This is a genomic window from Citrobacter sp. GW821-FHT07H02 (assembly GCF_059418505.1).
Genome location: NZ_JBWKPZ010000001.1, coordinates 36,978 through 56,505, shown reverse-complemented (window position 1 = coordinate 56,505; position 19,528 = coordinate 36,978). Strand labels below are relative to the sequence as shown.

General features: G+C 53.7%; 22 protein-coding genes. 8 read left to right on the top strand and 14 right to left on the bottom strand.

Going from position 1 to position 19,528, the window contains the following annotated elements; all coding sequences use genetic code 11:
* Positions 1–37 precede the first annotated feature (37 nt).
* Entirely contained in the window at positions 38–1,012 is a 975-nt protein-coding gene (gene yajO / locus AC07NP_RS00275; protein ID WP_494659222.1) for a 1-deoxyxylulose-5-phosphate synthase YajO, read from the top strand.
* A gap of 88 nt (positions 1,013–1,100) precedes the next feature.
* Here yajO and pgpA read toward each other — a convergent pair whose 3' ends face one another.
* From pgpA to nrdR, 6 genes are all read right to left on the bottom strand, one after another.
* Positions 1,101–1,616: a phosphatidylglycerophosphatase A gene (gene pgpA, locus AC07NP_RS00270; protein ID WP_192611362.1), complete on the bottom strand. Its 516-nt coding sequence runs from the start codon at positions 1,614–1,616 to the stop codon at positions 1,101–1,103.
* On the bottom strand, positions 1,594–2,571 hold the full coding sequence (gene thiL, locus AC07NP_RS00265) for a thiamine-phosphate kinase (protein ID WP_494659221.1): 978 nt from the start codon (positions 2,569–2,571) through the stop codon (positions 1,594–1,596). The genes pgpA and thiL overlap by 23 nt, the downstream gene beginning before the upstream one ends.
* 76 nt (positions 2,572–2,647) lie before the next feature.
* The gene (gene nusB / locus AC07NP_RS00260) at positions 2,648–3,067 is read right to left on the bottom strand and encodes a transcription antitermination factor NusB (RefSeq protein ID WP_192611360.1); all 420 of its coding nucleotides are present in this window, start codon (positions 3,065–3,067) and stop codon (positions 2,648–2,650) included.
* A 19-nt stretch (positions 3,068–3,086) separates the two neighbouring features.
* Entirely contained in the window at positions 3,087–3,557 is a 471-nt protein-coding gene (gene ribH, locus AC07NP_RS00255; RefSeq protein WP_203358681.1) for a 6,7-dimethyl-8-ribityllumazine synthase, read from the bottom strand.
* Between the two features lie 88 nt (positions 3,558–3,645).
* Complete coding sequence (gene ribD / locus AC07NP_RS00250; RefSeq protein ID WP_494659220.1) at positions 3,646–4,749, bottom strand: bifunctional diaminohydroxyphosphoribosylaminopyrimidine deaminase/5-amino-6-(5-phosphoribosylamino)uracil reductase RibD; 1,104 nt, start codon at positions 4,747–4,749, stop codon at positions 3,646–3,648.
* Positions 4,750–4,752: 3 nt separating this feature from the next.
* Positions 4,753–5,202 carry a transcriptional regulator NrdR gene (nrdR, locus tag AC07NP_RS00245; protein ID WP_162378968.1) on the bottom strand — a complete coding sequence of 150 codons (450 nt, stop codon included), beginning with the start codon at positions 5,200–5,202 and terminating at the stop codon, positions 4,753–4,755.
* 153 nt (positions 5,203–5,355) lie between these two features.
* On the opposite strand from nrdR, the gene AC07NP_RS00240 reads away from it, so the two are divergent.
* Entirely contained in the window at positions 5,356–5,895 is a 540-nt protein-coding gene (locus tag AC07NP_RS00240; protein ID WP_192611358.1) for a SadB/YajI family lipoprotein, read from the top strand.
* A 300-nt stretch (positions 5,896–6,195) separates the two neighbouring features.
* Positions 6,196–7,080, top strand: coding sequence for a nucleoside-specific channel-forming protein Tsx (tsx, locus tag AC07NP_RS00235; protein ID WP_301696652.1), 885 nt, complete (start codon positions 6,196–6,198; stop codon positions 7,078–7,080).
* A gap of 71 nt (positions 7,081–7,151) precedes the next feature.
* Here tsx and yajD read toward each other — a convergent pair whose 3' ends face one another.
* From yajD to AC07NP_RS00220, 3 genes are all read right to left on the bottom strand, one after another.
* Positions 7,152–7,499: an HNH nuclease YajD gene (gene yajD, locus AC07NP_RS00230; RefSeq protein WP_192611356.1), complete on the bottom strand. Its 348-nt coding sequence runs from the start codon at positions 7,497–7,499 to the stop codon at positions 7,152–7,154.
* 85 nt (positions 7,500–7,584) lie between these two features.
* A complete protein-coding gene (locus tag AC07NP_RS00225; RefSeq protein ID WP_494659219.1) occupies positions 7,585–8,277 on the bottom strand; it encodes a helix-turn-helix transcriptional regulator in 693 nt (230 codons plus the stop codon).
* A 24-nt stretch (positions 8,278–8,301) separates the two neighbouring features.
* A complete protein-coding gene (locus tag AC07NP_RS00220) occupies positions 8,302–8,667 on the bottom strand; it encodes a VOC family protein (RefSeq protein ID WP_494659218.1) in 366 nt (121 codons plus the stop codon).
* Between the two features lie 280 nt (positions 8,668–8,947).
* Between AC07NP_RS00220 and AC07NP_RS00215 the strand changes: the two genes are divergently transcribed.
* From AC07NP_RS00215 to AC07NP_RS00205, 3 genes are read left to right on the top strand one after another with little or no spacing between them, the layout of a single operon-like run.
* A complete protein-coding gene (locus tag AC07NP_RS00215) occupies positions 8,948–9,985 on the top strand; it encodes an extracellular solute-binding protein (protein WP_192611353.1) in 1,038 nt (345 codons plus the stop codon).
* Complete coding sequence (locus AC07NP_RS00210; RefSeq protein ID WP_203358686.1) at positions 9,969–11,657, top strand: ABC transporter permease; 1,689 nt, start codon at positions 9,969–9,971, stop codon at positions 11,655–11,657. Before AC07NP_RS00215 ends, AC07NP_RS00210 begins: the two co-directional genes overlap by 17 nt.
* Positions 11,658–11,667: 10 nt before the next feature.
* On the top strand, positions 11,668–12,351 hold the full coding sequence (locus tag AC07NP_RS00205; RefSeq protein ID WP_494659217.1) for an ABC transporter ATP-binding protein: 684 nt from the start codon (positions 11,668–11,670) through the stop codon (positions 12,349–12,351).
* A gap of 161 nt (positions 12,352–12,512) precedes the next feature.
* Here the strand turns inward: AC07NP_RS00205 and secF are convergent, their stop codons facing one another.
* From secF to queA, 5 genes are read right to left on the bottom strand one after another with little or no spacing between them, the layout of a single operon-like run.
* Positions 12,513–13,484, bottom strand: a complete 972-nt coding sequence (secF, locus tag AC07NP_RS00200) for a protein translocase subunit SecF (RefSeq protein ID WP_494659216.1) — start codon at positions 13,482–13,484, stop codon at positions 12,513–12,515.
* A 10-nt stretch (positions 13,485–13,494) separates the two neighbouring features.
* The gene (secD, locus tag AC07NP_RS00195) at positions 13,495–15,342 is read right to left on the bottom strand and encodes a protein translocase subunit SecD (protein ID WP_494659215.1); all 1,848 of its coding nucleotides are present in this window, start codon (positions 15,340–15,342) and stop codon (positions 13,495–13,497) included.
* A 27-nt stretch (positions 15,343–15,369) separates the two neighbouring features.
* The gene (gene yajC / locus AC07NP_RS00190; RefSeq protein ID WP_203358689.1) at positions 15,370–15,702 is read right to left on the bottom strand and encodes a preprotein translocase subunit YajC; all 333 of its coding nucleotides are present in this window, start codon (positions 15,700–15,702) and stop codon (positions 15,370–15,372) included.
* A gap of 22 nt (positions 15,703–15,724) precedes the next feature.
* The gene (tgt, locus tag AC07NP_RS00185) at positions 15,725–16,852 is read right to left on the bottom strand and encodes a tRNA guanosine(34) transglycosylase Tgt (RefSeq protein ID WP_192611348.1); all 1,128 of its coding nucleotides are present in this window, start codon (positions 16,850–16,852) and stop codon (positions 15,725–15,727) included.
* 53 nt (positions 16,853–16,905) lie between these two features.
* The gene (queA, locus tag AC07NP_RS00180; RefSeq protein ID WP_494659214.1) at positions 16,906–17,976 is read right to left on the bottom strand and encodes a tRNA preQ1(34) S-adenosylmethionine ribosyltransferase-isomerase QueA; all 1,071 of its coding nucleotides are present in this window, start codon (positions 17,974–17,976) and stop codon (positions 16,906–16,908) included.
* Positions 17,977–18,066: 90 nt separating this feature from the next.
* On the opposite strand from queA, the gene acpH reads away from it, so the two are divergent.
* Together acpH and AC07NP_RS00170 are read left to right on the top strand one after the other, a co-directional pair.
* Complete coding sequence (gene acpH / locus AC07NP_RS00175; RefSeq protein ID WP_494659213.1) at positions 18,067–18,648, top strand: ACP phosphodiesterase; 582 nt, start codon at positions 18,067–18,069, stop codon at positions 18,646–18,648.
* A 252-nt stretch (positions 18,649–18,900) separates the two neighbouring features.
* On the top strand, positions 18,901–19,503 hold the full coding sequence (locus AC07NP_RS00170; protein WP_003021524.1) for a peroxiredoxin: 603 nt from the start codon (positions 18,901–18,903) through the stop codon (positions 19,501–19,503).
* The last annotated feature ends 25 nt before the right edge of the window (positions 19,504–19,528 follow it).

Genomic DNA, 19,528 nt, shown 5'->3' with positions numbered 1-19,528 from the left:
ATGCTTGAACGATGAACAGCAAAGCAGGAGTGGTATCATGCAATACAATACGTTAGGAAAAACGGACCTCCGGGTCTCTCGCCTCTGCCTGGGCTGCATGACGTTCGGTGAACCGGATCGCGGCAATCACGCCTGGACGCTGCCGGAAGAAAGCAGTCGCCCCATCATTCAACGCGCACTGGCTGGCGGCATTAATTTCTTCGATACCGCCAACAGTTATTCCGACGGGAGCAGCGAAGAAATTGTCGGGCGCGCCCTGCGGGATTTTGCCCGTCGCGAAGACTTTGTGGTCGCGACCAAAGTCTTTTATCCCGTCGGCGACCTGCCGGAAGGATTATCCCGGGCGCAAATCCTGCGTTCAATTGATGACAGCCTCACCCGCCTTGGCATGGACTATGTCGATATTCTGCAAATTCACCGCTGGGACTACAACACGCCCATTGAAGAGACGCTGGAAGCCCTGAACGACGTGGTAAAGTCCGGCAAGGCACGCTACATCGGCGCCTCTTCCATGTACGCGGCGCAATTTGCTCAGGCACTGGCGCTGCAAAAACAGCACGGCTGGGCGCAGTTCGTCAGCATGCAGGATCACTACAACCTTATCTATCGTGAAGAAGAGCGCGAAATGCTGCCGCTGTGTTACCAGGAAGGCGTGGCGGTGATCCCCTGGAGTCCGTTGGCGCGCGGACGCCTGACGCGGCCCTGGGGTGAAACCACCGCCCGTCTGGTCTCCGATGAAGTGGGGAAAAATCTGTATAGCGAAAGTGACGAAAACGATGCGCAGATTGCCGCACGACTGGCAGGCGTCAGTGAAGAGCTTGGCGCGACGCGTGCCCAGGTCGCACTGGCCTGGCTGCTGAGTAAACGCGGCGTCGCTGCGCCGATTATTGGCACATCGCGCGAAGAACAGCTCGATGAACTGCTAAATGCCGTGGACTTAACGCTGCAACCAGAACAGATTGCCGAACTGGAAACACCGTACAAACCGCATCCGGTGGTGGAGTTTAAGTAATGTGATAATGCCCGGTGGCGCTACGCTTACCGGGCCTACACTGGCGTCGTGCAAATCCGTAGGCCGGGCCATCCGGCAATATGCGCGTTTAAATCAACCCAATCGGCCAGTGATGTCCGATGAAATACAGTATCCCGGCGGAAATCACGCCCGCGACGATATCATCGACCATAATCCCCATTCCGCCATGAACGTTGCGGTCAAACCAGCGGATCGGCCAGGGCTTCCACATATCAAGAATACGGAAAATCACAAACCCGGCGGCCACCCACTGCCAGGCCGTGGTGGGTAATGCCATCAGGGTTATCCACATCCCGATAAACTCGTCCCACACAATGCTACCGTGATCGTGCACGCCCATATCTTTCGCCGTCTGATGGCAAAGATATACACCGATGCAGATCCCCAGCATCACCACCAGAGAATAGAGTTGCCAGGGTAAAAATGTCATCAGATACCAAAACGGGATCGCCGCCAGCGACCCCATGGTACCTGGCACGACAGGGCTAAGCCCGCTGCCAAATCCTGTCGCCAATAAATGCCACGGATTACATAGCGTTAACCGACTTTTCGCGACATCTTTATGGCGTGGCAAAATGGTCATATCCTTTCCAGTCAAAGGTGACAGGATTCCCGTCACGCACAAAATTCATGCCTTCCACATCTGCGCTCATTTGCCCAATGCAGGTAAACGGAACGCCAAGCTGACCAATAGCCACATCCAGCGCGCCGCGGTTAATTTCCGGGACGGTAAAGCATAACTCATAGTCTTCACCGCCGGAGAGCGCCCAACGCAGAGCCTGATCTGGCGCCACATGGCGGGAGAGCGCATCGGAGTACGGTAACGCGTCCACTTCAATGCGAGCGCCACAACCACTGGCCGTGACGATATGCCCTAAATCCGAGATCAGTCCATCGGAGAGATCAATAGCCGCGCTCGCCAGATCGCGCAGCGCCTGGCCAATCAAAATACGCGGCGTGGGGCGTAAATGGCGCTTCAACAGATACTCTGCATCTTTCGCCTCTGCGACCTGTATTCGATTCTGTAAAATCGCCAGCCCTGCGGCGCTGTCGCCTGGCGTTCCGGTAACGTAGATCCAGTCGCCCGGCTTCGCACCAGAGCGTTTTAAGGCACGCCCGACGGGGACATAGCCATGGATACCCAGCGTCATCGACAACGGTCCACGTGTGGTGTCGCCGCCGATCAACTGCATACCGTAATAATTGAGTTGTTCAAACAGACTGTCACTGAACGCGGCAAGCCAGGCTTCATTCACTTCGGGGAGCGTCAATGCCAGCGTCAACCAGGCGGGGTCGGCCCCCATCGCAGCCAGATCGCTTAGGTTTACCGCCAGCGCCTTATAGGCCAGATCGGCAGGATCAATATCAGGAAGGAAGTGGTTACCCGCCACCAGCGTATCGGTGCTGATCGCCAGGGTCTGTTTTTCAGGGATATTCAGGAGAGCGCAATCGTCACCAATGCCGGTCTCGACATCGAGGCGAGAGCTTCTTACACGATCAAAATAACGGGCAATCAGGGAGAACTCGCCGCATGCCATACGTTATGCCTCAGCAGGAAAAAAGAAAAGGCCGCCAGGCAAGCGGAAACATCCCGCTCTTCTGACGGCCTGCAGATTACTTTTTGTTGGGGCGAATCACAGGTGCTGCTTTATCCAGTACGCCGTTGACGAACTTGTGGCTATCTTCGGCACCGAAGGTTTTCGCCAGTTCGATAGCTTCGTTAATGGCCACTTTGTATGGCACATCCTGACGTTTGGACAGTTCAAACAGCGCAATACGCAGCACCGCTTTTTCTACCTGACCCAGCTCTTCCAGCAGACGGGACAGGTACGGCTTCATCAGACCGTCGAGATACGCGCTATTAGTCGCCACTCCCGACAGCAGTTCACGGAAGTACAGGACGTCAACGTCTTTGACGTCTTGTTCCGCCAGGAACTGGTATTCAACATCAGCGATGTCGTTCTGGGACAACTGCCAGGAGTAGAGCGCCTGGACGGCACACTCACGGGCGCGGCGACGAGCAGCAGGTTTCACGGATTTCCCCTTACAAAAATCAGGCCTTAATGGCTTTCAATACATTAATCATTTCAAGCGCGGTCAGTGCAGCTTCAGCGCCCTTATTACCGGCTTTAGTGCCAGCACGTTCAATAGCTTGTTCAATACTTTCAGTGGTGAGAACACCAAAGGCTACCGGGATTCCGCTTTCCTGAGCGACATGCGCCAGGCCATTGCTTGCCCCGCCAGCGACATATTCGAAGTGTGCAGTACCGCCACGGATAACCGTACCCAGCGCAATCACCGCGTCATATTTACCGGTTTTTGCCAGTGCGCCAGCCGCCAGCGGCAGCTCATACGCGCCCGGAACCCAAACGACAGTAATGTTTTCATCTTTTACCTGGCCAATACGCTTCAGGGCGTCAATCGCACCTTCGAGCAGGCTGTCATTGATAAAGTTGTTGAAACGCGCAATGGTGATGGCGACGCGAGCGTCCGGGGTAGCAACGTTAGCTTCAATAATGTTCATACTCTTCCTTCGGGTTCATTTGTGGCCCCGCAGGGGGGCGGATTTTATCATAATATTTTGTGCGCTGCTTCCCTTTCGAACCGGGAGATCATGCGCCCACTAAATGCAGGCAAATATCCGGACCTACATGGCGTATCTCATTGAATTTAAAATGGGGGGCCTGACTTAATTTCTCAAGCCCCGGCAGTACACATAATCCCCGGGCGTCGCTTCCTAACAGTTTAGGCGCAACATAGACGATAAGCTCATCCACTAATCCGGCTTGTAACAATGCCCCCGCCAGCGTCGGTCCCGCTTCAACCCAGAGACTGTTAATCTGCTGTTTGCCAAGCTGCATCATCAGCAGGACAAGGTCAAGATGGCCGTTGTGCTCCGGGGTAATGATTGACTTCACGCCTTCCGGCCAGTGGCGATCGTCGCTGTGCGTACGGGCAAACCAGGTTTCACCCGGCTGCTGCACAATGCGATGTTCGGGTGTGACACGGTTTTGACTGTCGATAACAATGCGCACCGGCTGGCGCAGATTTTCCTGCGGATAAAGCGCCTGCGTATCCGCGTCCAGTTCATCCCAGCGCACCGTTAATGCCGGATCGTCAGCCAGTACCGTCGCACTGCTGGTCAGAATGGCATGGCTTTGCGCGCGCAGACGCTGCACGTCACGCCGCGCCTGTGGCGAGGTGATCCACTGGCTTTCGCCGCTGGCCATCGCCGTGCGGCCATCGAGCGAGGCGCCAAGCTTCAGCTGAATATACGGAAATCCCGTACGCATCCGCTTGAGAAAGCCTTTATTCAACGCTTCCACGTCGCTCATCATCAGCCCGTGGCTTACGTCAATGCCTGCCTGTTGCAGACGATACAGTCCGCGCCCGGCCACCTGCGGGTTGGGGTCCTGCATAGCTGCGACGACGCGGGTGACACCTGCCGCCACTAACGCATCACAGCACGGCGGCGTACGGCCATGATGGCTGCACGGTTCCAGCGTGACATACGCGGTGGCACCTTTGGCTTTATCACCCGCCATGCGCAGCGCATGGACTTCAGCATGAGGTTCACCGGCGCGATGATGATAGCCTTCACCGACTATCTCGCCCTCTTTGACAATCACGCAACCGACGTTCGGGTTGGGGTGCGTGGTGAACCGCCCGCGCGCAGCAAGTTTCAGCGCTCGCGCCATGTAAAACTCATCCAGCATGGCTTAGTCCTGTAGGCGAGCGATCTCTTCGCCGAATTCTTTGATATCTTCAAAACTGCGGTACACGGAGGCAAAACGGATATAGGCAACTTTATCGAGTTTTTTCAGTTGCTCCATCACCAGATTGCCGATCATCTTACTGGGAACTTCACGCTCCCCGGTGGCGCGCAGTTGCGATTTAATGTGATTTAACGCCATTTCTACATCGTCGGCGCTGACCGGGCGTTTTTCCAACGCTCTGAGCATACCGCTACGCAGCTTCTCTTCGTTGAAAGGTTCACGCACATCGTTACTTTTTATCACGCGCGGCATCACAAGCTCCGCGACTTCAAACGTCGTGAAACGTTCATTACAGACCAGACACTGCCGACGGCGGCGTACTGAAGAGCCCTCGCCGACCAGACGAGAGTCAATAACCTTAGTGTCTACGGCGAAACAGAATGGGCAATGCATACGGCGTCCTGTACCTCAGTGGTTAACGAAATCTATTTTACCCTGAACTGACGTGACAACAAAGGCAGAGCGCTTTTGAGACAAAGGATCTATGCCTTTGCTCACGTAGAGACCTACCATTAGGTTATCCCGACAATGAAGGAAATAATCTACATGACAAGACGTTACCTAAGAATTCTCCTGGTGGGAAGCCTCTTTAGTCTCAGCGCCTGTGTGCAACAGAGCGAAGTACGCCAGATGCATCACAGCGTCAGTACGTTGAGTGCAGAAATGACCCAGTTGAACCAGGAAACCATAAAAATAACGCAGCAAAACACGTTGAATGCGAAATCGTCCAGCGGCGTTTACCTGTTACCGGGCTCCAAAACGCCAGCCCGTCTGAACAGCCAGATTGGGACACTGCGCATGTCGCTTATCAATATTGCCCCTAATGCCGACGGTACGCGTCTGACGCTGCGTATTCAGGGTGAGTCCAACGATCCATTACCGGCATTCAGCGGTACGGTGGAATACGGACAACTCCAGGGAACGACGGAAAATTATCAGGAGGTGAATGTGCATAATCAATTGATTAACGCCCCTGCCAGTCTTCTGGCACCCAGCGACATTGATATTCCGTTACAGTTAAAGGGATTGACTCCGGACCAGCCAGGGTTCATTCGCATCCACGACATCCAGCCTGTGACGCAATAAACGCCCACGCGGAACGTTTTGTTCGTTCCGCAACATATCTCCGCTCAGTTTTGTTATTCCCCTTACATCCCCCTCACTTTTAGTGAAAATTGACTACATTCATTAGAGTCAGTACATTCTCATCGCTTAAAGTACGCAAACGTGAACGCAATCGATTACGTGAATGATAGAACTGTGAAACAAGACAGATTTTTGTGAGCAAGGGTTTTTATAATAGGTTCCGCAGAAACACGAAATATTTAGAAACGCAATTTGCGCCTTTTTCACTCCCGCAAGGGATTTTTAAACAGTGGCATACATATGAAAAAAACATTACTCGCAGCCGGTGCAGTGCTGGCGCTCTCGTCGTCTTTCACCGTTAATGCAGCTGAAAACGACAAACCGGAATATCTTTCTGACTGGTGGCACCAGAGCGTAAACGTGGTCGGTAGCTACCATACGCGTTTCGGACCGCAGATCCGTAACGATACCTATCTGGAATATGAAGCTTTCGCGAAAAAAGACTGGTTTGACTTCTACGGCTACGCGGATGCCCCGGTATTCTTCGGTGGTAACACCGATGCGAAAGGTATCTGGAACCACGGTTCCCCGCTGTTTATGGAAATCGAACCGCGTTTTTCTATCGACAAACTGACCAATACCGACCTGAGCTTTGGTCCGTTTAAAGAGTGGTACTTCGCGAACAACTACATCTACGACATGGGTCGTAACAAAGATGGCCGCCAGAGCACCTGGTACATGGGTCTGGGTACCGACATCGACACTGGTCTGCCAATGAGCCTGTCCATGAACGTCTATGCGAAATACCAGTGGCAGAACTACGGCGCAGCGAACGAAAACGAGTGGGATGGCTACCGCTTCAAAGTGAAATATTTCGTGCCTATTACCGATCTGTGGGGCGGCAACCTGAGCTATATCGGCTTCACTAACTTCGACTGGGGTTCAGATCTGGGCGACGACGATTTCTCCGATCTTAACGGCAACAAAGCGCGTACCAACAACTCTATCGCCTCCAGCCACATTCTGGCGCTGAACTACGATCACTGGCACTACTCAGTCGTAGCCCGTTACTGGCATAACGGTGGTCAGTGGAGCGATGACGCAGAGCTGAACTTCGGTAAAGGCGACTTTAACGTACGCTCTACCGGTTGGGGTGGATACCTGGTCGTAGGTTATAACTTCTAATCATGTAGGCCCGGTAAGCAAAGCGCCACCGGGCATAAAAGCACCGAACGAAAATAGCGTCGGTGCTTTTTTTATTTCTTCTTATCCATCATCGCTTTTAGATCAGCGAACGGATTGTATTTTGCTTCCCCGACATCCTTCTGCGCATCTTCCCCGGCAATGACCGTGGAACCATACAGATCGGCCTCAGTGTATTTTGAATGCTCGTGATCGTGGCAGTAGAGGCAAAGCAGTTCCCAGTTACTGCCATCTTCCGGATTATTGGTGTGATCGTGATCCATATGATGCACCGTCAATTCACGCAGGTTCGAGTAGACAAACTCGCGTGAGCAACGCCCACAGACCCAGGGGAAGAGTTTCAGCGCTTTTTCACGATAGCCGCTTTCCAGCCGCGCATAATTTTTAGGGATTATCGCCATGATGATGAAGTACCAGGGTTAACTATAAGGTCATGTGCAGTTTCCCGCGAAGCTGACTTTTTATCAATCCCGGAGAGAGGACTATTTACGGCCTTTCTTCACATTGCACTTTACGCAAGAAATCACTCAACGAGCGGTTAGCGTCTTCACGGAAACGTCGGTCAAGCGGGGTAATCTGCAGGCAACGGTCAACGCGAAAACAGCGGTAATCTTCACGCCGCTCACACCAGGCAATCAACAGCCAGTGTTCTGCCCAGAAGAACATCCCGAGCGGCTGCACGTCCCGCCAGCTGAGATGTCCGGCTTCATCGCGATAATGCAACGCCAGTACCTGCTGCGCCGAAACCGCCTGGTGAATGAGATCAAAGGCACTGCGGGAATGCGGCTGCGTACCAAAGTCTGGCGCAAATATCCTCGTCTGTTCTGCCCGACGGCGGCTCTCTTCCGGCAATATCGCCAGCACTTTCTCCTGCGCGGACTCCAGTTCCCGCGAAAGGGAATCCCCTCCCCATGTTTTCAGCAAACGAATGGCCACCATCAAGGCTTCTGATTCGCGGTGCGTTAACATAAGCGGAGGCAGATCAAAGCCCGCAATTAAGCGATACCCGATCCCCGCTTCGCCTTCCACTGGTACACCGGATAATGAAAGGTCGCGGATATCGCGATAGATTGTCCGCTCGGAAACCTCGAGCCGTTCGGCCAACAGCGCCGCCGTTGTCAGCCGCCTGCCACGCAGGATTTGCACAATCTGAAACAAGCGGTCGGCGCGTCGGGTCATTTTCACTCTCTGTGTTAGCGATGATTACACGGGTTGGTGCAGGCCAACACGATTGCCTTCACTGTCGGTAAACAGCGCAATAGTGCCGATATTCTGCCCCAGGTCGAGCGGCCCAAAGACGCACTCGCCGCCAGCGGTAGTGACGCGTTCAAGTGATGCCGCCAGATCTGCCGTATGCAGATAAATAATAGCGCCCTGCGTCGATGGCGTAATCCCATCAAATTTTGCCAGTGCGCCCCCGGTTGCCGGTTCGTCATAGGGGAAAACGGCCAGATCGGCACTGTCCATTTTTTCACGGCGTAGCGACATCTGCATCACCGGCTCATAGAACGCAATGGCGCGCTCCATATCCGCAACCGGAATTTCAAACCAATTAATAATGCTTTTCATGGTTCCTCCTGCCTGTTTGGGTGAGTTCAGGAGAGATCATAAAGCAGGGCTACTGACAGCATACTGTCAGTAGTGATCACCGTTTTTACATTCCGTCGTTCCCCTCAGCGACACCGCCGCCCCTGTCACATCACATCGTTGATTAAAGTTTTGTAAATGTGAATCAGTTGCATTTCCACATAATTGTCACTGCTACTGATTATCATTTATTGTATGCGCGCCTGAAGAACAGGCTCCTGTTCGGATCACGATTAGTTCCAATTACTCCGGGATAAAAACGATGAATGCTCTGCCCAGCATCAGACTGCACCGAATCACTCTTGCATCCGCTCTGGCTCTCTGTTTCAGCGCACCCGCGCTGGCCGAGGAGACGTTAACCCTCTACACCACGCGTGAGCCTGGCCTGATTCAGCCATTACTCGATAGCTGGACACAATCCAGCGGCGTCAAAGTGAGCACGGTTTATATTAAAGACGGCATGCTCGAGCGCGTGAAAGCGGAAGGTAAAAATTCCCCTGCTGACCTGCTGATGACCGTCGATGCCGGTAATCTCATCGATTTAGTCGAAGCGGGCGTGACGCAGCCGGTACAGTCAGACGCGCTGAAGGCGGCTATTCCAGCCAATTTACGCGGTGAAGATAATCAGTGGTTCGCGCTGTCTATGCGCGCCCGTGTGCTCTATGCGGATAAATCCCTGCCCATTGATAACTGGCATTACGAACAGCTTTCCAGCCCGGAATACAAAGGCAAAGTGTGTATCCGTTCCGGGCAGCATCCTTATAACACGGCGCTGATTGCCGCCATGATTGCCCACCACGGTGAAGCGAAAACCGAAGAGTGGCTGCGTGGCGTGAAGGCGAACCTGGCGCGTAAAGCCACCGGCGGCGACCGTGACGTCGCCCGGGATATTCTCGGCGGCATTTGTGATATCGGCCTGGCGAACTCCTATTACGTTGGCCACATGAAAAATGCGAAAGAAGGCAGTGATGCCCGCCGTTGGGGTGACGCTATTAAAGTCGTTAAGCCGACCTTTGAGCAAGGCGGCACGCATGTGAATATCAGTGGCGCCGCAGTGGCCCGCTACGCGCCGAATAAAGCAGAAGCCATAAAACTGATGGAATACCTGGTGTCTGCGCCAGCCCAGCAGCTTTACGCCAAAGCAAACTTTGAATATCCGGTGTTGAAAGGCGTCACGCTTGATCCTGTTATCAGCGCGACCATTGGTGAGATTGACGTCGACAAAGTTCCGTTAACTGAAATTGTGAAATACCGTAAACAAGCAAGCCTCCTGGTTGATAAAGTTGGATTCGATCAATAAGTCACTTCATCTGACGACGTTACGCGGCCTGGTTTCCGGGCCGCAGTCGTTATTAACGCCGCTGCATCTTGGCGCGCTGTGTATTGCGCTGGGCGTACTCACCCCTATCGTGGCGCTCATCTGGCAGGCAACACAGGCTGACTTCTCCCATTGGGATAATCTCATTACCTTTGTGCTGCCCTCCGTTCTGAAAAATACCGTGCTGTTACTGGCGGGGGTAGCGGTGATGGTGGGCGTCATTGGCGTCGGCAGCGCATGGGCGGTCACGGCATGGGACTTCCCCGGGCGAAAAATCCTCAGTTGGGCGCTGCTGCTGCCGCTGGCAATGCCGACCTATATTGTGGCATTTGCCTGGCTCGATTTAATGCATCCCATCGGCCCGCTGCAAACATTCATCCGTTTTCTATTGGGGTTTGACAGCCCGAGACAGTTCCGTCTGCCTGATTTGCGCTCACTACCAGGCGCCATTATTCTGCTCGGTTTAGTGCTGTACCCTTACGTCTACCTGACGACGCGGGCAATGTTTATTAGCCAGCCTGCGCACCTGCTGGAGGCTGCCCGCACGTTGGGCTGCGGCGCTGCCGGTACCTTCTTCCGCGTTGCGCTGCCGCTGGCACGCCCGGCGTTGGCGGTCGGTATCAGTCTGGCGCTGCTGGAAACGCTGAACGACATTGGCGCGTCGGAATTTCTCGGCGTGCAAACCTTGACCGTCACCGTGTACACCACCTGGATTTCTCGCTCTGATTTGGCATCCGCTGCGCAAATCGCCTGCATGATGCTGATGTTTATTTTCTGCATTCTGACGCTGGAATTTTATGGCCGCAGGAAACAGGGGTTTAGCAGCCGCAGCCTGCGGGAAATTCAACCCACACGCGTACACGGCTGGCGCGGATGGCTTCTCGGCGCGATCATTGCGCTGCCGGTGATTCTCGGGTTTCTGGCTCCGGTCCTGTTTTTGGTCTGGGAAAGCCTAAAACGATTAGGTGAAGAGAATCCGCTTTCCGCCTCGTTACTTTCGGCATTGCAAAACACGCTGACGCTGGCGGCGGGAACCACCCTGGTGGTCGTGTGCGTCAGTTTGCTGGTGGCGTGGAGTGCGCGCCATAGTGCTGCTGACAACGCGATGCCGGGATTTCGTCGCGGCGTCATGCGCCTGGCCTCCCTGGGCTACGCGGTTCCGGGCACGATTCTGGCGATTGGTTTTCTGACGCCAGCGATGGCGGTCGACAAATGGCTGGCGGATTTACTGGAAATTCGCGGATTGCCGTTGATGTCTGCGGGCATATTACTGGTTATCTGCTGTGCCATGCGCTTTCAGGCGATTGCCATTGGCGCACTGGATTCCGGGCTCGGTCGGATCCCCCCTTCCCTTGAGCAAGCCTCGCGTTTGTTAGGGGAGAATGGCGCAGGAACGTTTGCCCGGGTTCACTTCCCGTTATTGCGCCCGGCGTTGGTGAGTAGCGCATTGTTAGTCTTTGCCGATGCGATGAAAGAGCTGCCAACGACGCTGCTTTTACGTCCGGTCAACTTCGAGACGCTGGCAACGTTGCTTTATGCAGAAGCCGCTCGCGGAACCTATGAGGAAGGGGCTATTGCCGCCTTAATGATTGTTCTTGCAGGCACACTGCCGGTTATTTTGCTGGTGCGTCATCAACTGACTCGCCGCCACTAAAGGAACGACAATGTCAGAAATTGCATTACGCCTGGAGGATGTGCATGTTGCCTACGGCAACAGCCAGCAATCGGTGCTGAACGGGTTTTCAATGTCCTTGCGTAAAGGTGAACTTGCCTGTTTGCTGGGAGCCTCCGGCTGCGGAAAAACCACCGTGCTACGCGCTGTTGCCGGGTTTGAACGGCTGCGAAGCGGAGAGATTTATGTTTCACAACGACGTGTCGCCGGACCGGGCATACATCTGCCACCAGAGAAACGTCATGTCGGCATGGTATTTCAGGAATATGCGTTATTCCCCCATCTGACGGCACAACAAAACGTGGCGTTTGGTTTACGCCGGATGCCGCGTGAGGCGCAACAGGACAGAGTGACGGAACTGCTAAGAATGGTGGAATTGCACAGCCATGCCGGTCGCTATCCTCATGAGCTTTCCGGCGGACAACAGCAACGTATCGCATTAGCCCGTGCGCTGGCGCCGCATCCGGACATCCTGCTGCTGGATGAACCCTTTTCCAGCCTGGATAAAAAAACACGCGAGCGCCTCGGCACAGAGGTTCGGGATATTTTGCGGGACGCGGGGCAAACTGCACTCCTGGTGACGCACAGTGAGCACGAAGCGCAGTTAATGGCTGACCATATTGGCTATGTCCAGATGGGTCAATATCAAAAGAACAGAGACGCACAGTTCAACTGACAGAAAATAGCCCTTTCCTCCTGATGGCATAAAAACGCCATCACGCGCATGCAGTAACATCGCCCCCGAGAGCAATGGGTTTTACTTCCGCAAACTCAAACAGATAAGCAAAAAATCCCGGTCATTTGACCGGGATTTCTATGACAGACATGAATGTCTGCTTAAGGCAGAATTGACGGCTGATCCGCCCCTTCTTTCTCGACTTTCTGCTGCAGCATGTGCTCGCGTTTCATCCCCAGCTTCAGCGCCAGCGCTGATGCAACATAGATGGATGAAGCCGTACCGATGGACACACCAATCAGCATGGTCAGTGAGAAGCCTTCCAGTACCGGACCACCGAACAGGAACAGCATCAGGATAACCATCAAGGTTGTCCCGGAGGTGATCAACGTACGGTGCAGCGTTTGGGTCAACGACACGTTAAAGATTTCGTACGGCGTACCGCGACGGATCTTACGGAAGTTTTCACGAATACGGTCCGAGACCACGATGCTGTCGTTCAGCGAGTAGCCGATAACCGACATCAGCGACGCCACGATGGTCAAATCAATCTCAATATGGAAGAGAGAGAGAATGCCCATAGTGATCACCACGTCGTGCGCAAGAGCGATAACCACCCCCGCCGCCAGACGCCACTCGAAGCGGAAACCAACGTAGACCAGGATGGAGATCAGAGCCGCCAGCAGCGCCATCGCCCCGCTCTGCGCCAGGTCTGCCCCGACGCTCGGCCCAACAAACTCAATGCGCTTGATTGCCGCGCTCTGATCGGTGGACTGGTTAATGACCTCCAGCACTTTGCTGCCCAACACCTGGCTGCCGCTCTCGGTTTTCACCGGAGGCATGCGCACCATGATGTCGTGGCTGCTACCAAAGTTCTGCACCTGTGGTTCGACGAAGCCCGCTTTTTCAAGCGACGCTCGCATCTGATCCATATCCACTGGTTTTTCCAGCGTGATCTCAATAACCGTACCACCGGTGAAATCCAGCCCCCAGTTAAAGCCGCGCACGCCCATAATCACAATGGCCGCGATCAGCAAAATACCAGAGATGCCGAAAGCCCAGTAGTCCCAGCGCATAAAGTCCCAGACTTTACGGCCATGGTTCAATTGTTCAACAGTATATTCCTGTGCCACAACGCACTCCTCAGATTGACAGCTTGTTGATGCGTTTGCCGCCATACAACAGGTTTACGATGGCACGCGTACCGACAATTGCGGTAAACATCGACGTTGCTACACCAATACCGGTGGTGATAGCGAAGCCTTTGATTGCGCCAGTGCCGACTGCATACAGGATCAGGACTTTAATCAACGTAGTGATGTTCGCATCAAAGATGGAACTGAATGCACCCGCATAACCTTCGTTGATCGCCTGTTGCACTGAACGCCCGTTGCTCAACTCTTCTTTGATACGTTCGTTGATCAGTACGTTGGCGTCGACCGCCACCGCAAGGGTTAGCACGATACCTGCAATACCCGGCATACTCAGCGTGGCCCCTGGCAGCAGCGACATGACGCCGACGATCAGTACCAGGTTAGCAATCAGCGCGCTGGTCGCGATCAGACCAAATTTCTTGTAGAAGAAGATCATGAACAGAATAGAAACCGCCAGACCTGCCAGACACGCTTCCAGACCCTGTTCGATGTTCTGCATACCCAGCGTTGGGCCGATGGTACGTTCTTCAACAATCTGAATCGGCGCAATCAGCGCACCGGCACGCAGCAACAGAGAGAGCTGACGCGCTTCGTTCGGGTTGTCGATGCCGGTAATACGGAAGCTGTTGCCCAGGCGAGACTGGATGTTGGCGATGTTGATCACCTCTTCCTGCTTCACCAGTACTGAACGACCGTTAGCATCTTTCTTACCGCTGTCTTTGTACTCCACAAACAGGGTCGCCATCGGTTTACCGATATTGTCCTTGGTGAAGTTAGACATGATGTTGCCACCCGCGCTGTCCAGCGAGATGTTAACCTGCGGCTGGTTGTATTCGTCCTGGCTGGAAGTGGAGTCAGTGATATGGTCACCGGTCAGGATCACACGTTTGTACAGCACAATGGGCTGACCTTCGCGGGTCTGTTTCACTTCGGAATCGCCCGGTACACGCCCAGAAGCGGCAGCAGATTGATCCACATTAGAGTTGACCAGACGGAACTCCAGGGTCGCGGTGGCGCCCAGAATTTCTTTCGCACGCGCAGTATCCTGAATACCCGGCAGCTCAACGACGATGCGGTCTGCACCCTGACGTTGTACGACAGGCTCAGCAACACCCAGTTGGTTAACACGGTTACGCAGGATATTGATGTTCTGCTGCACCGCATATTCGCGGGCTTCGCTCAGGCGAGCATCGGTCATTACCGCACGCAGTACATTGCTACCCTGGCTTGTGATCACCAGATCGCGATGGCGGGGCGTCAGATAAGCGATCGCCTCATCGCGGGCCTTGTCATCACGGAACGTGATGCTCAGACCGTATTTGTCTTCTTTGCGTACAGTCGTATAAGGAATGCCTTTATCGCGCAGTTCGCTGCGCAGGCTATCGATATTTTGCTCCTGCAGCTTACCCAGTGCGGTGTCCATATCCACTTCCATCAGGAAGTGAACGCCGCCACGCAGGTCAAGACCGAGTTTCATCGGTTCTGCGTGAATAGCGGCCAGCCAACGCGGGGTCGCTGGAGCAAGGTTTAGCGCCACGACATATTTATCACCCAGCACGCCCACCAGCGCTTCACGTGCGCGCAGTTGGATGTCGGTGGAGTCGAAGCGCGCAAGAATAGCGCCCTCTTCCAGTGCCACAGACTTAGCAGTAATTTTTTCTTCTTGTAACGTTTTCTGGACCTGGATCAGCGTTTGCTCACTGGCGGCGACACCGCGCGCGCCAGTGATTTGAACAGCCGGATCCTCACCATACAGGTTGGGAAGTGCGTAAAGCAGGCCGACGACAATCACGACGACCAGCATAATGTACTTCCACAAAGGATAACGGTTTAACACGGCAGTTCCCTTTGGGAAAACAATAAATTACAGCGCCTTCATGGTGCCTTTCGGCAGAACGGCAGCTACGAAGTCACGTTTGATAACCACTTCAGTGGTGTCGTTCAGCGCGATAACAATGTAGCCAGACTCAGCTACTTTGGTCACACGACCCACCAGGCCACCATTAGTCAGTACTTCATCGCCTTTCGCAATGGAGCTCATCAGATTTTTGTGTTCTTTGGTACGCTTCTGCTGTGGGCGAAGGATCATGAAGTAGAAAATCAGACCAAACACCACCAGCATCAGAATCAGAGACATCGGGCTGCTCTGCGCCGGAGCACCTGTTGCCGCTACCGCATCAGAAATAAAAAAGCTCATTCAAATTCCCTCATTATTAAAATTAATCAACGTTCAAAGGTGGAACAGGTCGACCCTGGCGTTGGTAAAAATCGGTCACGAAGCTCTCTAATTTACCCTCTTCAATAGCCTTACGTAAACCCGCCATCAAACGCTGGTAGTAACGAAGGTTATGAATGGTATTGAGTCGCGCGCCCAATATTTCGTTGCAACGGTCAAGATGATGCAAGTAAGCGCGCGAATAATGGCGACAGGTATAGCAATCACACTCGGCATCGAGTGGGCTGGTGTCGCTTTTATGCTTCGCATTACGAATTTTCACCACGCCGTCAGTCACGAACAAGTGACCGTTACGGGCGTTTCGCGTTGGCATCACGCAGTCAAACATATCGATACCACGACGCACGCCTTCAACCAGATCTTCTGGTTTGCCGACGCCCATCAGGTAACGCGGTTTATCCGTAGGGATTTGCGGGCAAACATGCTCCAGAATACGGTGCATATCTTCCTTTGGCTCACCCACAGCCAGACCGCCGACAGCGTAGCCATCAAAGCCGATATCTACCAGACCTTTGACGGAGATATCACGTAAATCTTCGTAAACGCTACCCTGAATGATGCCAAAAAGCGCATTTTTATTTCCAAGGCCGTCAAAACGGTCACGGCTGCGCTTCGCCCAACGCAAAGACATCTCCATGGAGCGTTTAGCATAGTCCCAGTCCGCCGGATAGGGAGTACATTCGTCGAAAATCATCACGATATCGGAACCGAGATCGTATTGAATCTCCATGGACTTTTCAGGATCAAGGAAAATCGGATCGCCGTTGATCGGATTGCGGAAGTGAACGCCTTGTTCGGTTATCTTGCGAATATCCCCCAGACTGAACACCTGGAAACCGCCGGAATCGGTGAGAATCGGGCCTTTCCACTGCATGAAATCGTGCAGGTCGCCATGCAGTTTCATGATCTCCTGACCCGGGCGCAGCCACAGGTGGAAGGTGTTGCCGAGAATAATCTGCGCGCCAGTGGCTTCAACTTCTTCCGGCGTCATCCCTTTGACGGTGCCGTAAGTGCCAACAGGCATAAAAGCAGGCGTTTCCACTACGCCACGATCAAACACCAGGCGGCCACGGCGAGCGCGTCCGTCGGTGGTATCAAGTTCAAATTTCATTTTTTCTCCAGCGTCAGAAAAACAGTCCGACGTTTTCATACGGTGTCGTGGAGTCAGTCCCCGACACGCTCATTCAAAGCCTGCGGATTGTACGTGATAAACATGGCATCACCGTAACTAAAAAAACGATATTTTTGTTCTACTGCGGACTTGTATGCATTCATGGTGTGCTGATAACCGGCAAACGCCGACACCAGCATAATCAGTGTCGATTCAGGCAGATGGAAGTTAGTCACCAGCGCATCAATCACTTTATATTGATAACCTGGGTAAATAAAAATCTGCGTATCGCCGAAGAACGGTTCGATCAGGCCGTTTTTTGCGGCCTGCGCCGCGCTTTCCAGCGAACGCACGGAAGTCGTACCTACCGCAATCACCCGGTTGCCGCGCGCTTTCGCGGCCAGCACCGCATCCACAACGTCTTGCGGCACTTCGGCGTATTCGGAGTGCATGATGTGGTCTTCAATGGTGTCCACACGCACAGGCTGGAACGTCCCGGCGCCGACATGCAGCGTGACGAACGCCATCTCGATGCCTTTGTCACGCAGTTTGGCGAGCAAAGGATCGTCAAAATGCAGACCTGCGGTTGGCGCCGCAACGGCGCCAGGTTTTTCACCGTAAACCGTCTGATACAGCTCACGGTCGGCGTCTTCATCCGGACGGTCGATGTACGGCGGCAACGGCATATGGCCGATGGCATTGAGGATATCCAGAACCGGACGTTCGTCGTTAAATTCGACTTCAAACAGCGCGTCATGACGCGCGGTCATGGTGGCCTTGATGCTCTCATCATCGCCCAGCAGCAATTCAGCGCCTGGCTTCGGCGCTTTAGACGCGCGAATATGCGCCAGAATACGTTTGTCATCCAGCATACGCTCAACCAGCACTTCAATCTTGCCGCCGCTGGCCTTACGGCCGAACAGACGCGCCGGGATCACGCGAGTGTTGTTAAAGACCAGCAGATCGCCAGGGTTGAGCTTATCGAGTAAATCGGTGAAAGTACCGTGCGTCAGCGCGCCCGTCGGCCCGTCTAATGACAGTAAGCGGCAACTACTGCGCTCAGGCATCGGATAGTGGGCAATCAGGGACTCGGGTAATTCAAAGGAAAAATCGGCAACGCGCATGACACTGACTCTGACTAAAATAAGAGGCGGGTAGTCTAGTGCCGGGGCGTTCTCCCTGCAACCTTTACCCCTCTGGATAAACATTAAACCATGAATTTTCTTGCTCACTTACACCTGGCGTACCTCGCCGAAAGCTCACTTTCCGGCAATCTGCTGGCCGATTTTGTGCGGGGGAATCCGCAAGCGAACTATGCGCCCGATGTGGTGGACGGTATTTTTATGCATCGTCGCATCGACGTGCTCACCGATAATCTGACGGAAGTGAAAGAGGCAAAAGAGTGGTTTCGCCCCGAAACCCGTCGCGTCGCGCCCATTACGCTCGATGTGATGTGGGATCACTTCCTGTCGCGTCACTGGGCGCAACTCTCCCCGGACTTCCCATTACAGGCCTTTGTGCGTTACGCCCATGCTCAGGTTGAGATTATTCTGCCGGAATCGCCGCCACGCTTTGTGAATCTGAATAACTACCTGTGGTCAGAAAAGTGGCTGGAGCGCTACAGTGATATGGATTTCATACAGGATGTCCTGAACGGCATGGCCAGTCGTCGCCCTCGTCTTGATGCCCTTCGCGACTCCTGGTACGACCTGGATACCCACTACGATGCCCTGGAAGCGCGTTTCTGGCAGTTTTATCCGCGCATGATGGTGCTGGCGAAAAATAAACAACTTTAATTTACACGTCATCCTTCAAACTGCCTCTGCGTTGGCTGCGTCTGCTCACCCCAGTCACTTACTGGTGTAAGCTCCTGGGGGTTCTCAGACTTGCCACCTTGATTCAACTTGAATGATTTTGTGTATAGAAGCCAGATTGATAGGTAAAAGCTCACTGAACGATTGTCAGCGCCTCTTTGTCTTATTGCCGAACACTCTCTATACTGGCCCGCGTTGCGTTCCAAAAAAACCTTAACTTTGCAGGAGAATTATATGGTACTGGTTACTCGTCAGGCTCCGGATTTCACAGCAGCTGCGGTACTGGGTAGCGGTGAGATTGTTGAAAACTTCAACTTCAAACAGCACACCAACGGTAAAACGACCGTTCTGTTCTTCTGGCCGATGGATTTCACCTTCGTTTGCCCGTCAGAACTGATCGCGTTCGACAAACGTTATGAAGAATTCCAGAAGCGCGGCGTTGAAGTGGTTGGCGTTTCTTTTGACTCTGAATTTGTCCACAACGCATGGCGTAACACCCCTGTCGACAAAGGCGGCATCGGTGCAGTGAAATACGCAATGGTTGCTGACATCAAACGCGAAATCCAGAAAGCCTACGGCATCGAGCACCCGGAAGCGGGCGTGGCGCTGCGTGGTTCTTTCCTGATCGACGCGAACGGCGTTGTTCGCCACCAGGTTGTTAACGACCTGCCGCTGGGTCGTAACATCGACGAAATGCTGCGTATGGTTGACGCGCTGCAGTTCCACGAAGAGCACGGTGATGTTTGCCCGGCTCAGTGGGAAAAAGGGAAAGAAGGTATGAACGCCTCTCCGGATGGCGTTGCAAAATACCTGACCGAAAACGTCTCCAGCCTGTAATTGGCATGAATTAAGAAAAGGCTCG

Coding starts and splice junctions, on each gene's coding strand:
- acpH (WP_494659213.1), top strand. CDS start 18,067: ATGAATTTTCTTGCTCACTTACACCTGGCGTACCTCGCCGAAAGCTCA.
- pgpA (WP_192611362.1), bottom strand. CDS start 1,616: ATGACCATTTTGCCACGCCATAAAGATGTCGCGAAAAGTCGGTTAACG.
- AC07NP_RS00205 (WP_494659217.1), top strand. CDS start 11,668: ATGTCAGAAATTGCATTACGCCTGGAGGATGTGCATGTTGCCTACGGC.
- yajD (WP_192611356.1), bottom strand. CDS start 7,499: ATGGCGATAATCCCTAAAAATTATGCGCGGCTGGAAAGCGGCTATCGT.
- AC07NP_RS00215 (WP_192611353.1), top strand. CDS start 8,948: ATGAATGCTCTGCCCAGCATCAGACTGCACCGAATCACTCTTGCATCC.
- AC07NP_RS00240 (WP_192611358.1), top strand. CDS start 5,356: ATGACAAGACGTTACCTAAGAATTCTCCTGGTGGGAAGCCTCTTTAGT.
- ribD (WP_494659220.1), bottom strand. CDS start 4,749: ATGCTGGATGAGTTTTACATGGCGCGAGCGCTGAAACTTGCTGCGCGC.
- AC07NP_RS00170 (WP_003021524.1), top strand. CDS start 18,901: ATGGTACTGGTTACTCGTCAGGCTCCGGATTTCACAGCAGCTGCGGTA.
- tgt (WP_192611348.1), bottom strand. CDS start 16,852: ATGAAATTTGAACTTGATACCACCGACGGACGCGCTCGCCGTGGCCGC.
- AC07NP_RS00225 (WP_494659219.1), bottom strand. CDS start 8,277: ATGACCCGACGCGCCGACCGCTTGTTTCAGATTGTGCAAATCCTGCGT.
- yajO (WP_494659222.1), top strand. CDS start 38: ATGCAATACAATACGTTAGGAAAAACGGACCTCCGGGTCTCTCGCCTC.
- thiL (WP_494659221.1), bottom strand. CDS start 2,571: ATGGCATGCGGCGAGTTCTCCCTGATTGCCCGTTATTTTGATCGTGTA.
- yajC (WP_203358689.1), bottom strand. CDS start 15,702: ATGAGCTTTTTTATTTCTGATGCGGTAGCGGCAACAGGTGCTCCGGCG.
- ribH (WP_203358681.1), bottom strand. CDS start 3,557: ATGAACATTATTGAAGCTAACGTTGCTACCCCGGACGCTCGCGTCGCC.
- nrdR (WP_162378968.1), bottom strand. CDS start 5,202: ATGCATTGCCCATTCTGTTTCGCCGTAGACACTAAGGTTATTGACTCT.
- tsx (WP_301696652.1), top strand. CDS start 6,196: ATGAAAAAAACATTACTCGCAGCCGGTGCAGTGCTGGCGCTCTCGTCG.
- AC07NP_RS00220 (WP_494659218.1), bottom strand. CDS start 8,667: ATGAAAAGCATTATTAATTGGTTTGAAATTCCGGTTGCGGATATGGAG.
- queA (WP_494659214.1), bottom strand. CDS start 17,976: ATGCGCGTTGCCGATTTTTCCTTTGAATTACCCGAGTCCCTGATTGCC.